At 65.8% G+C, this 12,864-nt stretch carries 11 protein-coding genes; 2 read left to right on the top strand and 9 right to left on the bottom strand.

Annotated elements, in window-relative coordinates:
- Positions 1 to 7: 7 nt before the first annotated feature.
- Genes VNN77_09910 through VNN77_09900 form a run of 3 tightly spaced genes read right to left on the bottom strand, consistent with a single transcriptional unit; the run spans position 8 to position 3,641 of the window.
- Positions 8 to 2,293 (bottom strand): xanthine dehydrogenase family protein molybdopterin-binding subunit, encoded by a 2,286-nt coding sequence (locus tag VNN77_09910; GenBank protein HXG51706.1) that lies wholly within the window; start codon positions 2,291 to 2,293, stop codon positions 8 to 10.
- Between the two features lie 2 nt (positions 2,294 to 2,295).
- Positions 2,296 to 2,772, bottom strand: a complete 477-nt coding sequence (locus VNN77_09905) for a (2Fe-2S)-binding protein (protein ID HXG51705.1) — start codon at positions 2,770 to 2,772, stop codon at positions 2,296 to 2,298.
- Positions 2,769 to 3,641 carry a xanthine dehydrogenase family protein subunit M gene (locus tag VNN77_09900; protein HXG51704.1) on the bottom strand — a complete coding sequence of 291 codons (873 nt, stop codon included), beginning with the start codon at positions 3,639 to 3,641 and terminating at the stop codon, positions 2,769 to 2,771. Before VNN77_09900 ends, VNN77_09905 begins: the two co-directional genes overlap by 4 nt.
- A 96-nt stretch (positions 3,642 to 3,737) precedes the next feature.
- On the opposite strand from VNN77_09900, the gene VNN77_09895 reads away from it, so the two are divergent.
- Positions 3,738 to 4,334 carry a membrane-associated protein gene (locus tag VNN77_09895; GenBank protein ID HXG51703.1) on the top strand — a complete coding sequence of 199 codons (597 nt, stop codon included), beginning with the start codon at positions 3,738 to 3,740 and terminating at the stop codon, positions 4,332 to 4,334.
- Positions 4,335 to 4,364: 30 nt separating this feature from the next.
- On the opposite strand, the gene VNN77_09890 is transcribed toward VNN77_09895, so the two are convergent.
- The gene (locus VNN77_09890) at positions 4,365 to 4,748 is read right to left on the bottom strand and encodes a hypothetical protein (GenBank protein HXG51702.1); all 384 of its coding nucleotides are present in this window, start codon (positions 4,746 to 4,748) and stop codon (positions 4,365 to 4,367) included.
- Positions 4,749 to 4,973: 225 nt separating this feature from the next.
- Complete coding sequence (locus tag VNN77_09885) at positions 4,974 to 6,077, bottom strand: glycosyltransferase family 4 protein (protein ID HXG51701.1); 1,104 nt, start codon at positions 6,075 to 6,077, stop codon at positions 4,974 to 4,976.
- A gap of 191 nt (positions 6,078 to 6,268) precedes the next feature.
- Here VNN77_09885 and VNN77_09880 point away from each other — a divergent pair, with 191 nt between their 5' ends.
- Positions 6,269 to 7,312 carry an LLM class flavin-dependent oxidoreductase gene (locus VNN77_09880; GenBank protein ID HXG51700.1) on the top strand — a complete coding sequence of 348 codons (1,044 nt, stop codon included), beginning with the start codon at positions 6,269 to 6,271 and terminating at the stop codon, positions 7,310 to 7,312.
- Between the two features lie 472 nt (positions 7,313 to 7,784).
- On the opposite strand, the gene VNN77_09875 is transcribed toward VNN77_09880, so the two are convergent.
- From VNN77_09875 to VNN77_09860, 4 genes are all read right to left on the bottom strand, one after another.
- On the bottom strand, positions 7,785 to 8,510 hold the full coding sequence (locus VNN77_09875; GenBank protein ID HXG51699.1) for a glutathione S-transferase family protein: 726 nt from the start codon (positions 8,508 to 8,510) through the stop codon (positions 7,785 to 7,787).
- A 36-nt stretch (positions 8,511 to 8,546) separates the two neighbouring features.
- On the bottom strand, positions 8,547 to 10,721 hold the full coding sequence (locus VNN77_09870) for a xanthine dehydrogenase family protein molybdopterin-binding subunit (protein ID HXG51698.1): 2,175 nt from the start codon (positions 10,719 to 10,721) through the stop codon (positions 8,547 to 8,549).
- Positions 10,722 to 10,946: 225 nt separating this feature from the next.
- Complete coding sequence (locus VNN77_09865; GenBank protein ID HXG51697.1) at positions 10,947 to 11,963, bottom strand: ABC transporter substrate-binding protein; 1,017 nt, start codon at positions 11,961 to 11,963, stop codon at positions 10,947 to 10,949.
- Between the two features lie 228 nt (positions 11,964 to 12,191).
- Positions 12,192 to 12,864: insulinase family protein (locus tag VNN77_09860; GenBank protein ID HXG51696.1), on the bottom strand; the 673-nt coding region annotated here is incomplete at its 5' end.

The following is a 12,864-nucleotide window of genomic DNA, read 5'->3' as shown; positions in this document are numbered from 1 at the left end:
CCCCGCGTCAGGGCCGGGCCTGCCGCAGCGCCCGCAGCACGTTTTCCGGACTCAAGGGAACCTTCCGGATGCGCACGCCGGTGGCGTTGTAGATGGCGTTGGCTATGGCGGCCATCGGCGGAACGCAACCGATTTCCCCGGCCCCCTTGGCCCCGTATGGCCCGGCCCCGGGATAGCCGGGCACGAGCACCGTCTCGATGCGCGGCATCATGTTGATGGTCGGCATGAGATAATCGACGAACGAGGGGTTGAGAGTCCTGCCGTTTTCGTCGAACACCACCTGCTCGCAAAGCGCCTGTCCGATCCCCATCGCCGCCGCGCCCTCGATTTGCCCTTCGACCGCAGCCGGGTGGATGGGAAAACCGATATCGTGCACGGCCACGTATCTCAGGATCTTCACCTTCCCCGTCTCCGGGTCGACCTCGACGATACAGGCATGCGTGGTAAACGGCTGCGAGCTGCCCCGCTCCTTTTCCGCCGCCTCCATCGCCTTGTTGTCGAAATAGCCCCGCCCGATCACCTCCCCGATGACGTTGTGCGCGGCGGTGACCACCGCCGCGAGCGAAACGGACTTGGTCGGGGTTCCCTTGACGCGGATCTGCTTGTCCTTGATTTCCAGATCTTCCGGATTCGCTTCGAGCTGAGTCGCGGCCAGTCTCAGGAGCTGGTTGCGGGCGTCGATGGCGGCAAGCCGCGCCGCTGTTCCCGAAACCAGGATGGCCCGGCTTCCCACGGTGCCGGCGTCCCACGGGCTCGCGTCCGTATCGACGTTGACTACCGTGACGTCCTCGACCGGCACCCCCAGCTCTTCGGCCACGATCAGCGGGATGCCGAATCGCGGCGCGGTTCCCATGTCGATCTTGCCGATGTGAACGGTGACCGATCCATCCTCGTTCACCTTGACCACGGCGCCCCCACCGGGCCCCGCGCTCTCGATCCAGGAGCCCGTGGCGATCCCGATGCCCTGGTTCTTCTCGAGCTTGACCTTGCCCCATCCGATTCGTTCCGCCGCCAGGCGGATCGTTTCGCCCAGAGAGACGTCGCGCAGCTTCGGCACTCCCACGATCCCGTCGCCCGGCTCGGGGCAGTTTTTCAGGCGGAACTCGACCGGATCCATTCCGAGCCGCGCGGCGATCGAGTCCATGTGCGATTCGACGGCGAATGCAGCCTGCGGGCCTCCGGGCCCGCGGACCGGACCGCAGACCTGTTTGTTCGTGTACACGACGTAGCCGTCGATGCGGCAGTTCGGCATGAGGTACCACCCGCCGAGCATGCTCGTGCAACGCGCCCCCGCCATGGCTCCGAACCCTGAATACGCGCCCGCGTCGAAAATCACCTTCCCGATGCGCGCCACGATCGTCCCGTCTTTCTTCACGCCGGTCTTGAGATACATCCGCGCCGCCGAACGGATCGTCGTGGAGACCGTTTCCTCCGCTTTGTCGAGGACGATCATCACTGGACGCTTCGACTTGACCGCGAGCAGCGCGCAGATCGGCTCGATCGCCGCCCCCGAAGTGATCCCGCTCGCCTTGCCGCCGAAGCCGCCGCCGAGCTCGGTCGAGAGAATCCGCACCCGGTTGAGCGGGACTGCCAGCAGCCGGGCGACGTCGCTGCGCACGCTGAACGGCGCCTGAGCGTTCGCCCAAACCGTGATTCTCCCGTCGGGCTCCACCTGCGCCGCCGCGATCCGCGGCTCGAGGTACTGCGGGTGGATCATCTGCGTCTCGTAGGCTTCTTCGACCACCACGTCCGCTTCCGCCATCGCCTTATCCGGGTCGCCCACGAGCACCCTGGAAAAACTGCACACGTTCTTCACTCCGGCGTCCGGCGGGAGATTCTTGGGCAGCGGCATGTCCTCGTGCAGCGTGGGCGCTTCCGGCCGCATTGCTTCCTCCGGATCGAGCACCACGGGAAGCGGCTCGTAAACGACCTCGATCTTCTTGAGCGCTTCCCTGACGGCCGCCGGGCTCTCGGCGGCGACGGCGGCCACCGGGTCTCCCATGTAACGGACCTTGTGCCTGGCAAGCATGTAGCGATCGATGTACGTGCGCCCGTAGCGCACGTCCGGCGCATCCGCGCCCGTGACCACGGCATGCACTCCCGGAACCGCTTTGGCCGCCCGGGTGTCAATGGAGAGGATCTTCGCGTGGGCGTAACGGCTGCGCAGGATGCCGCCGTGAAGCGCATTCCTGAGCTCCAGATCGATGCCGTAGATTCCCGCGCCGGTGACCCGCTCGACGCCCCCGAAGCGCGGGATGTTTCTTCCCAGCACGCTGTATTCCGCCTTCGCCATGGTCAGCCCCTTTCTTCCATCCGCCGGGCCGCGAGAACAATCGCGTCCACGATCTTCGCGTAGCCGGTGCAGCGGCAAATGTTGCCGGAAACCGCTTCCTCGATCTCTTCCATCGTCGGTTTTCTGGTGCGGTCGAGCAGCGCTTTGACCGACAGGATGAAGCCGGGCGTGCAGTAGCCGCATTGCACGGCGGCGGTATCGATGAAGGCCTGCTGGATCGGGTGGAGCCGGTCGCCGTCCGCCAGCCCCTCGATCGTGGTGACCTCCGCGCCGGCCGCGTCGGCCGCCAGGGTGACGCACGAATTCACGGGCTTCCCGTCGAGGAGCACCGTGCACGCGCCGCATTCTCCGGTGTTGCAGCAGAGCTTCGTTCCCTTGAGTCCGAGCCCGTCGCGCAGCAGCTCGAGCAGGGACGCCGCCGGCTCGATCTCCGCGGTTTCGCTCTTGCCGTTCACCGTCAAGCCGACCGTGAGCTTCATCGCGCCACCTCCTTGCCCGTCGCTTTCCGCCAGGCCTGCTCCAGGCCCCGGCGCACCAGTGTCTCCACGATCCAACGGCGATACTCCGCGCTGGCACGCTGATCGCTGATCGGGCTCGCCTCGGCGGCGGCCATGCCCGCCGCCTCCGCGGCGAGCGCAGCGGTCAGCGGCCTGCCGCGCAGCGCCTCTTCCGCCCCACTCGCGCGAATCGGGGTCGGTGCCACCGCTCCCAACCCGATCCGCGCTTCCGCCACCGTGTCCCCGGCCTCGTCCGGAACCAGCAGCACCGCGACCCCGACGACGGCGATGTCCATCGGGCCGCGCACCGCGTGCTTCAGGTAAACGCCCGCGCTGCCGTCTTTCGGATACGGAATCTCGATTTTAGTGAGCAAGCCGCTGCCGCCGAGGCTCGTCCGCCCCGGCCCGTGAAAGAATCCTCTCAATGGCTCTCTCCTCTCCCCCTCGGGAAACGCGAGCGTGCCCAGCGCCTCGAGGACCAGCAGGGGCGCCAGCGTCTCGCCCGAAGGCGACGCTCTACAGACATTGCCCCCGATCGTGGCGGTGTTGCGAATCTGCAGCGAGGCGAACTGCCGGCACGCGTCCCACAGCACCGGCAGCCGAGCTCGCACCGACGGGTTGGCCTCCAGCTGCCGGATCGTCGCCAGCGGCCCCACGCTCACGCTGCCTCCGTTTTCCCGAATCTCACGGAGTCCCGAGATCCGCTTGATGTTCACCAGGCATTCGGGCTCTTCCTTGTACTTCATATCGACCATGACGTCGGTCCCGCCCGCGATCACCCGGGCCCGCTCGCCGTAACGTGCGAGCACCGCCAGCGCGTCACCGATCGTTCTGGGCTCGAAATATTCCATGCCGCCCCCTTCTCCCTGTGGCGATTGCATTCCGTTCGAAAACCGTCATAGCCTAAGTCGATCTTCGATGGCAAGAGTGCGGGCTGGACGTCGTCGATGGCTTTTCTTCTGTTGAAGATTTTCTATTCGCTGTTCGTGTGCGTCCTGGTGCCCGCCTATTGGACGCGCTACGGTCCGTCGAATTTCCTCTGGTTTTCCGACCTTGCGCTGTTGCTCGGCCTCGCGGCGTTGTGGCTGGAGAGCCCGCTGCTGGCGAGCACCCAGGCGTTGTCGGTTGTCGTGTTCGAGCTGATCTGGATCGCGGATTTCCTCGTCCGGGCCGTCAGCGGCAAGAGCCCGATCGGTATTGCCGCGTACATGTTCGATCCGGCCGAACCGCGTTTCTTCCGCGGCCTGTCGTTGTTTCACGTCCCGCTCCCCTTCGTGCTTCTGGGGGCGGTTTATCGTTGGGGATATGACGCCCGCGCCTTGATCGCGCAGACCCTGCTCTTCTGGCTGGTAATGATCGTCTGTTACTTCTTCACGAGCCCGTCGAAGAACATCAACTGGGCCTTCGGGCCGGGAAATCCTCCGAGGAAACTCATGCCTGCGCCCTTGTACTTGGTCTTCCTGCTGATCGGCGTTCCGCTGCTCGTCTACCTCCCGACGCACCTCTTGCTCGAGGCCGTCGCTCCGCCTGCGGGTTCCTTCTGACTGCGGATTTCCGGGCCGGCTCCCGGCGGGTCAGCGGCCGGGATATCGCCTCCACGTGGTGCCGTTCGCCCACACGATACGGTTGCCTCGAACCCTGCCGCGCAATCCCCCTTCCCAATCGACCGCGTGGACGAGGTTCGGCCCGTTCATGGCCAGCAGGCTCACGTCACCGCGCTCGTTGCGCGCCTGCAGCCCGTCCCGCGTCATGAAAATCACGCACGGCTTGTCGCGCCGTCCTTCCAGGTACCATCGTCCCACAAGGCGGCGCCTTTCCTCGTGCCACTCCCGCCACTCCTCGCGCCACGCATCCCGGCGCTCCAGCCGCCAGTACGGGCGATAGTCATCCGCGAACACGCTGAGCGAACCCCCGAGCAGTACCGCCGCCAGGCTCGCAAACCGTACGACACGCCTCATCGTCTTTCTCCTTCTCTCCTTTGCGGCCGCCTTCTCGGGTCGGTCGCCGGTGATTTGGACGCGGGGCTGCGTCCCGCGCATCACCGGATGCGGAACGCAACGATCGTGCCAACGGGAAGGCCGCGGAAGTCGAGGAAAAAAAGGGAATTCTCGGCAAACCCGGCGCCGGACAGCAACGAAACCTGCCCGCTGGCTTCGCCCTTGCGCCTGCGGCACGTAAAATTTTCACGCCGCCAGCTGGGGGGATGCCGTTCCCGGGCTCTTACGCTCGCCGCTCGAGATTCCCGCCGGCCGTATCGAGGGTCGCGGCTGTAGTGACAGGATGCGCTCGTAGGCTGCCGCGTATGCGGCGGCCATCTGCGGCGCGTCGAAGTGTGCTTGTACGTGGGCGCGGCACCTTTCCGGAGCGATCTCCGGGACCCGATCGATCGCACGCGCCATCGCGTCGAGATCGTCCACGATGAACCCGGTTTCCCCGTCCCGCACCACCTCGGGAGCCGCGCCGCGGCGAAAGGCGATCACCGGTGTTCCGCACGCCATCGCTTCGATCATGAACAAGCCGAACGGCTCGGGCCACGTGATCGGAGCGAGCAGACAGCACGCCTCCGCCATTAGCTCGCGCTTGCGCGCGTAGTCGGCCTCGCCGACGTAGCGGATCTGGTCGCCGTCGACCCGAGGCATCACCTCGCGCTTGAAGAACTCCTCGTCGACGGTGTCGACGTTGCCCGCGAGAACGAGCCTGCGACCGGTGCGCCGGGCGATCTCGATCGCGAGGTGCGGTCCTTTTTCGACGCTCATCCGGCTGAGGAAAAGCAGATGATCGGCCCGCCGCGCCCCGTTGAAGGGGTACGACGGAACGTCGATCGCGTTGTAGATCACCCCCGCGAACCTTTCCTTGTGCGGCAGCCGGGCCTTGCAGGCATGGCTGATCGTGTTGTACCAGCCCGCGTAGCGCTCGAACAGCAGCAGGCCGTCGCCGTTGAGATTGCCGTGCAGCGTCGTCAGCACCGGCGTCTTCACCAGCCCGGCCGTCGCCATGCCTTCGACGAACGTGTGATTGTGAATGATGTCGAATTCCCGCGCCCGCTCCAGGCAGGACGCGACGTTGAGCAGGTTCAGGATCGCTTTGTCCCTGCCGGAGCCGCGCAGGAAGGCCGGACAGACCGATTCGAGCTTCGCCCGGGTAACGGAGTCACCGCTTGCGAACAGGGTGACCTGATGACCGTTCTTCACCAGCTCTTCGGTGAGCAGGCTGACCACCAGCTCGGTTCCGCCGTACCCCACCGGCGGCACTCGCATTTCGAGAGGCGCGATGATTCCGATCCGCATACCGTCCTCCAACCTCTTCCCGATTTTCAAACAATCGCGTCGGCGCACCGACCCGGCGGAGCGGAACGTGCAGCGAAAAAAAATTTAACAACGGCCCGGGAGATGTCAAGCCGACAGCGTCCGGCTGGCGCTCCGGCGAGCGTTTGTGCTAAGCTCGCTCGGCTCGTGATGTGCGATTTGGCGGACGAACGATGAGATTCGGCACGTTCAGCTATAATCAGGCGCGGCCGTGGGTGCCCGAGGCCCGCAGCTTCGAAGAGCTGCTCGAGCAAATCGAGCTGAGCGAACGGTTGGGCTTCGACGAAGCCTGGTTTGCCGAGCATCACCATTCGGACTACGGACAGATTGCGTCCCCCAATCTCATCATCGCGGCCCTGGCCCACCGCACGCGTCGACTCCGAATGGGCGCGCTGGTCAATGTGCTTCCGCTCTGCGATCCGATGCGCCTCGCGGAAGAGTGCGCGATTCTGGATATCCTGACCGGGGGGAGATTGAATGTCGGCGTCGGCCGCGGCGTCCCCCGCGACGATCTAAAGCACGGGCTCGACCGCGAAACCGCGCAGGCGCGTTTCGAGGAAGGCGTCGAGATCCTGTTGCGGGCCTGGAGGGAAGAATCGTTCACGCACGAAGGCTCGGCCTGGAGATACATCGACGCCTCCTGCCGCCCCCGCCCGATCCAGCGGCCGCATCCGCCCGTCTATTACGGCGCCACCTCTCCGGACAGCCCGGCCATGGTCGCGCGCCGCGGCTGGAACCTCGCGCTCTCGCGCCAGCCGCTCGCCAACTGTGCGCGCGCCATCGCAGCTTACCGGGCCGAGCGCGCGGCGCTCGGCAATCCTCCCGGGGGCGGCGACGCCGTTCTCGTCCGCGACATCTACGTCGCCGAAACCGACGAGCAGGCCTGGGCCGAGGCTCTTCCCGAAATCGTTCGGTTCTGGCAGCTGGCCACGGACAACCTCTGGAGCCGCGACCCGGTGGAGGCCGCCGACCTGCCTCGCTTTACGGAGCGTTTTCCCTATTATCCCGGCGGTCTTACCGCGGCGAGACTCGACGAATGGGGTGTGTCCCTGATCGGCAGCCCGAAAACGGTGGCGGAAAAGGCGCGCGCGATGATCGAGACCGCGCGGCCGGACAGCCTGGTGGGAATTTTCAGTTTCGGCGGGCTCGGCCACGCGCAGGTGATCCGCTCGCTCGAGCTATTCGCAACACGCGTGATGCCCCTCCTGAAGTCCTAGCAGGATCGAACGCTCGGCCTTTCAGCCTCGCCTGACTGCGCGGCGAAACCATCTTTGCCCGCGCGCCCGCGGGCTTCCGGTTTCTCTCGAAGCCGGGCGATAGGAAATCGCGAAATAGATCATTACAAACGCAAGCAGTAGGAACTCGTTCATGGCGGTCGCCCTGCCTCTCCAGTGATCTCGCAGCGGCCCGAATCTACCCGTTGGAGACGCAACACCCGTGCCATGTGGCTTTCTGCGCTCGCGTCCGAAAAACCCGGCGTAGGTAAAGCACAAATTTTGCCGCCTTCGCGTGCTTCTCTCCGCCCGGGGGCGATTGCGGGACGAATCGTGCACGGAACATGACGAAATTTGATACCCGCGCGCACAGTGCGGCGCTCGCGGAAAGGCCTTGCCGTCTTGCGAAGGGCTCATCGGCGGGTGGAGGTGGTTCGTCGAAACTGGCCCGGGACTTTGAACTGCTTCGCGGGCTTCAACCATCGAGTTCGGGGTAGTACCGGAAGATGTCTTCCTGATTGAAAGGCAGGCGCCGCGGCGAGAAAAGGTAGGCCGAAAGTCGCGGGCGCCCCGCCACCCGGTCGTGAAGCGCCACAAGCCTCGGGTGGGTACCTTCGAGTCGTTTCATTGCGCGCGGAAACGCATAGCGCAGTCCCGCGATCATCTGGAACAGCGAAAGATCGACGTACGAGGCCGGCCGCCCGAAAAGATAAGCGCTTCCCTTCGGGCCTCGCCGCAGGATCTCATCGAAATAGCGAAGAAATTTGGGCAGTCGTTCCGCCCTGAAATACTCCGCTCGGCGTTTCGCCTCGCGTTTCTGATCCTCGTAGTAAAGCCCGCCGGAAACCGGATGGTGCGTGCTGTGGATCTCCTCGATCCAGTCGGCGATCGTGAGCTGCAGCTGGTGCGCCCACAGCCGGCCGGCTTCGCTCGTTGGCGCAAGGCCGAGCCTCGGCCCGAGATAGAACAAAATATTCGCGGTCTGGGCGATCAACAACCGGCCCGCCCTGAGAAACGGCGGCGCGAACGGCGGATGCTTTACGGAGCGACCCTCGAGAAAGCGCATCAACGCCGCAACCCCACGGCCGCGCCCCGAAAGACGGGCGACATCGACGTAGTCCGCACCCGCGTCCTCGAGCGCCAGCCTGACGAACTCGCCCCGTCCCTGGATCTCCGGCCAGTAGTAGAGCTCGTAGCGCATTTCGCCTCCCCGCCCCCGGCCTGCGCGACGGGCTTTTCAGAGCCCTTTTCGCAGCGCCCGGTAGATTTTCTCCGCGGCGAGCGGCAGCTCGAAAAGACGCACGCCGACCGCATCGGCGACCGCGTTGGCCAGCGCCGCGGGAGGGCCGTTGTTGGCAAACTCGCCGATCGGTTTCGCCTCGAAGGGTCCCACGCCCCCCGGTGATTCGACCAGAACGGTCTTCAGCACGGGGATATCCGCGATCGTCGGCAGCTTGTAGTCGCCGAGATTGGCGTTGGCGACCCTTCCGTCGGAGATCTTCAGCTCCTCCATCAGGCCCTGCCCCAGGCCCATGACTGCGGCCCCGTCGATCTGACCCTGGTGCGTCACCGGATTGATCACGGTCCCGACATCGTGGGCGCTCACGATCCGCGCGGCGCGCACGGCGCCGGTTTCCCCATCGACTTCGACCTCGGCCACCTGCGCGCAGACGTAGCTTACGTCGTCCGGATAAGGGTAGTCCCGGTGAGCCGACGCGCTGAGAGGCCCCCCGCTGCGCGCGACGAGGCGGCGCAACGTGACTCGCTGTCCGGGATCCTGGCGCAGCCGGAACTCCCCGTCCACCATCTCGAGATCGCCGACGGCGCACTCGAGCGTATCGGCCGCCCGGCGGAGGAGCTCTTCGCGAAGGCGAGCGCACGCTTCCAGCACCGCCTGTCCGGCCACGTAAGTCACCCGGCTCGCCCTGACCCCGCTGTCCCGCGGACTTGCGTCGGTATCCTCGACGACCACCCGGACGCGATCGACGGCCACATGCATCGCTTCCGCAACCAGCTGGCGCAGAACGGTGTGCGTCCCCGCGCCCTGATCGATGGTCGGGCTCACGACCGTCAGCGTCCCGTCGCTCTCCGCGGTAAGGACCACGCCGGTGTCGCCGCCGCCGATGTGACGGCCGGAGATCGCGATGCCTCGTCCCCAATGGGGACCCGGTTTCGGCGCACTCCACCCGGCCGCATCCAGGGCGGCCCGGAGAACTTCGCGGAAGCGCACGTTGCACAGCCGGTGGCCGACGGCGTCTTCCTCACCCTCGCCGAGCAGATTTCGAAGACGAAATTCCGCCGGGTCGATTCCCAGTTCGCGAGCGATCAAGTCCGTGTGGCTTTCGATCGCAAATACGGTCGCCACGGCTCCCGGGCTCCGGTAATAGCCTCCGGGCACCGTGTTGGTGTAGACCTGGAGAAACTCGAACGAGGAGTGCTCCACACGATACGGCACGCCGACGTAGTGCCACGTAGCGAGCGACGCGTTCGCCTTCAGCGCACCGTAGGCGCCGCTCGCGTGCACCGCGCGCAACGACCGCGCCAGGATGCGGCCGTCCCGGGTCACCCCGCTCCGCACGGTGACGAACGTAGGATGCGCCGGATTGCCTGCGGCGAGCTCCTCGGCGTAGCTCACCACGATCTTGACCGGGCGGCCCGCACGCAGCGAAAGATGGTAGGCGATCGGCAGGTCGACCGCGTCGCCCTTTCCTCCGAAATCTCCGCCGACCGCCACCGGATGGACGACGATCCGCTCTTCGGGAACGCTCACCGCCTTCGCGAGCTGCGAGCGGACGCCGAAAGGATTTTTCGCCGACGTCCACACCTGGATCCGTTTCCCTCCCGCCGCCACCAGGCAGGCGTGCGGCTCGATGTAGCCCTGGTGGCGCGCCGGGATAGAAAAGGAGTGCTCCAGGACGAGATCGGCGCGGCGGAATCCTTCCTCGACGTCACCCTTGCGCCACGCGAGCCGGGTGAGCCCGTTGCGAACGTCGTCCGCCAGCTTGTCCCGCGGCACACCCTCGTACCTCCCCGCGCTCTCGTGAATCCGCGGCGCACCGTCCTTCATCGCCTCCAGGGGATCGAACACCGCGGGCAGCTCTTCGTAATCGACCTCGATAAGACGCAACGCTTCTTCCGCCGCATCCGCGCTTTCCGCCGCGACGGCGGCCACCCGGTCGCCGACGAAGCGAACGACATCCCAGCAGAGGACAGGCATGTCGCGGATCTGCTTGCCGACGTAAGAACCCTTGACGTCGGCTCCGGTCACGACGGCACGCACGCCCCGCGCGCGCGCCGCCTTGCTCACGTCGATCCGCGCGATCCGCGCGTGCGCATGGGGGGAACGCAGAATTTTGGCCCACAGCATTCCCGGCAAGCTTACGTCCGCCGCGTACACAGCCCGTCCCGACACCTTGTCCGCTCCGTCGGCACGATGAACGGGCGATCCGACTACCCGGAAATCCGTCATGGCGCTCTTTTCCCAAAATATCGTCCGCCGCGCAACCGTCCGCGCAAGCGCGGGGTGCAACGAATGCCGCCGCGGGGCGGCCGGCCGGAGATGGCGAGGCCTGGCAACCCTGAACGCCGGGCCAGACCGGCAAGTCCTGAATTGCGTAAAAAAGCCGGTGAGCTTCGGTCAATTGCCCCGATAGACCTTGTCGAAAAATCCTTCCGCCTCGAGCTTCTTGAGCCAGCTCGGATCGACGATCTGCTCCGGCTTCACGGAGGCGACCTTCGGGTTCTGCTCGGCGACGTACTTGATCACCGTGCGGGTACCTTCGAGCGTCGGGTACGGCTTGCGGTCCATCTCGTCGAGGGCCTCGAGGTAGAAATCCTCCGCGGCGTCCGCGTTCGGCAGCCTGAGATTTTTGGCCAGCACCTCTTTGACCGCCTGCTTGTTTTCCTTGTTGAAGACGTACGCGTAACCCTCGACCAGCGCCCGCAGAAAGCCGTCGAAAACCTGCGCGTGGCTCGCCATGTAGTCGCGCCGGGCGGCGAGCACGGTGTTCTGGTACGGAATTTTCGCCTGCGTCAGGTTGAGCAGCTGCGTATAGCCCTTGGCGAGCATCGTCTTCGTCGCCAGCCGCTGCAGCATCGCCGCGTCGAGACCCTTTTGCTCCAGCGCGGCCACGCGCTCGGGATCGAGCCCGGTCTGGAGCAAGACGATCTTGTCGCGTTTGAGATCGAGGCCCAGATGGTCCAGAGCGATCAACGCCGAGATATGCGACGAGCCGCCGAACCGAGCCGTGCCGATGCGCTTTCCCTTGAGAGCGGCGGCCGTCTTGATGTGCGGCTGGCTCACGAGCGTGAAGGGGGAGGTGTTGCTGATCCCGAGGAACATCGAGATCTTCTCGCCGCCGGCAACGAGGCCGAGCAACGCCGCGGGGGCGTTCGCCGCGACCTGGATCTCGCCGGAGGCGAGCATCTGGCTCACCAGGGTGCCTCCCATGACGAAAATCATCTGGACGTCCACGCCGTATTTTTCAAAGATTCTCCTGTCCTTCGCCACCCAAAGCGGCGTGTTGTGCGGCGTTGCCGTGGAAACCGCCAGACGGAGACGCGACAGCCTGGAAGGCTGAGCCGGCGAGGAGGCGGCGCTCCCCAGCGCCGCCAGGTACGTGATCAGGAACCAGAATCGCAACGTGCCGCGCATGGCTTTAACCTCGCTGTTCGTGATGGCCGCGCGCCGGACAGTCCGTCGGGCTCTGTTTTACGCGGCTCTGTAGCTGTTACTAGAAAAACGTCGCTGCGTAAAGGACCGCTGTCGCGGTACCACGCCGAGGGCCCAAAGGGTCGGGGGAGCGCAATTTCCCCGGGCCAATGGAACCGGCGGCGCTCCCTCCGCTTGCGCTCGCCTCCGCCGGCTCGCGGAGTCTCGAGCTCAGCGTGTCCGCGAGCCGTTGCTGTCGTAAACCTCCACCGGCCCGAACTTCTCCAGCACTTCCTTGATCTTTTCCCCGTCGCCGACGGCCACGACCTGGAGCGCGTTCGGGTCCAGGTACCGGCGCGCCACCCGCTGGACATCGTCCGCGGTCACAGCCGCGATCAGCTCGGGATAGCGCTCCCAGTAGTCCTCGGGAAGGCCGTACAGATGGCGGGCCACCGCAAAACCGAGGACTCGGGCCGGCTGCTCCAGCGCCAGCGCGAAACCTGCGGTCAGCGTTCGCTTGGCGGCGGCCAGCTCCGCTTCGCTCACGCGGGCTTCCCGCATCCGCTCGATCTCCTTCAGGATCTCTCCAAGCGCGCCGCCGGTGACCTCGGTCCTGACGTCCGCGGCCACGCTCCACGGGCCCGGATATTCCAGCGCCGCCAGGCTGCTGTAGGCGCCGTAGGTGTAGCCTTTTTCCTCGCGCAGGTTGAGAAACAATCGTCCCGCCGGTCCGCCGCCGATGATCTGATTCATCACCAGCAGCGGAATGTAATCATCGCTGCGTCGATCGACGGCGATGTTCCCCGCCATCAGAGTCGTTTGCACCGAGCCCGGACGGTCCACCAGGTAGATCTTCCGCTCCGCGCGCGGCGGGGCGGGCGGCGGCAGCTCGAAAGCCGCCCGC

This window comes from Candidatus Zixiibacteriota bacterium (assembly GCA_035574315.1).
Taxonomy (GTDB): domain Bacteria; phylum Desulfobacterota; class Binatia; order UBA9968; family UBA9968; genus DATLYW01.
This window is presented reverse-complemented; position numbering and strand designations above follow the sequence as displayed.

Excerpts from the sequence above, each read along its gene's own strand:
- VNN77_09910 (HXG51706.1), bottom strand. The coding sequence starts at position 2,293 with ATGGCGAAGGCGGAATACAGCGTGCTGGGAAGAAACATCCCGCGCTTC.
- VNN77_09905 (HXG51705.1), bottom strand. The coding sequence starts at position 2,772 with ATGAAGCTCACGGTCGGCTTGACGGTGAACGGCAAGAGCGAAACCGCG.
- VNN77_09900 (HXG51704.1), bottom strand. The coding sequence starts at position 3,641 with ATGGAATATTTCGAGCCCAGAACGATCGGTGACGCGCTGGCGGTGCTC.
- VNN77_09895 (HXG51703.1), top strand. The coding sequence starts at position 3,738 with ATGGCTTTTCTTCTGTTGAAGATTTTCTATTCGCTGTTCGTGTGCGTC.
- VNN77_09890 (HXG51702.1), bottom strand. The coding sequence starts at position 4,748 with ATGAGGCGTGTCGTACGGTTTGCGAGCCTGGCGGCGGTACTGCTCGGG.
- VNN77_09885 (HXG51701.1), bottom strand. The coding sequence starts at position 6,077 with ATGCGGATCGGAATCATCGCGCCTCTCGAAATGCGAGTGCCGCCGGTG.
- VNN77_09880 (HXG51700.1), top strand. The coding sequence starts at position 6,269 with ATGAGATTCGGCACGTTCAGCTATAATCAGGCGCGGCCGTGGGTGCCC.
- VNN77_09875 (HXG51699.1), bottom strand. The coding sequence starts at position 8,510 with ATGCGCTACGAGCTCTACTACTGGCCGGAGATCCAGGGACGGGGCGAG.
- VNN77_09865 (HXG51697.1), bottom strand. The coding sequence starts at position 11,963 with ATGCGCGGCACGTTGCGATTCTGGTTCCTGATCACGTACCTGGCGGCG.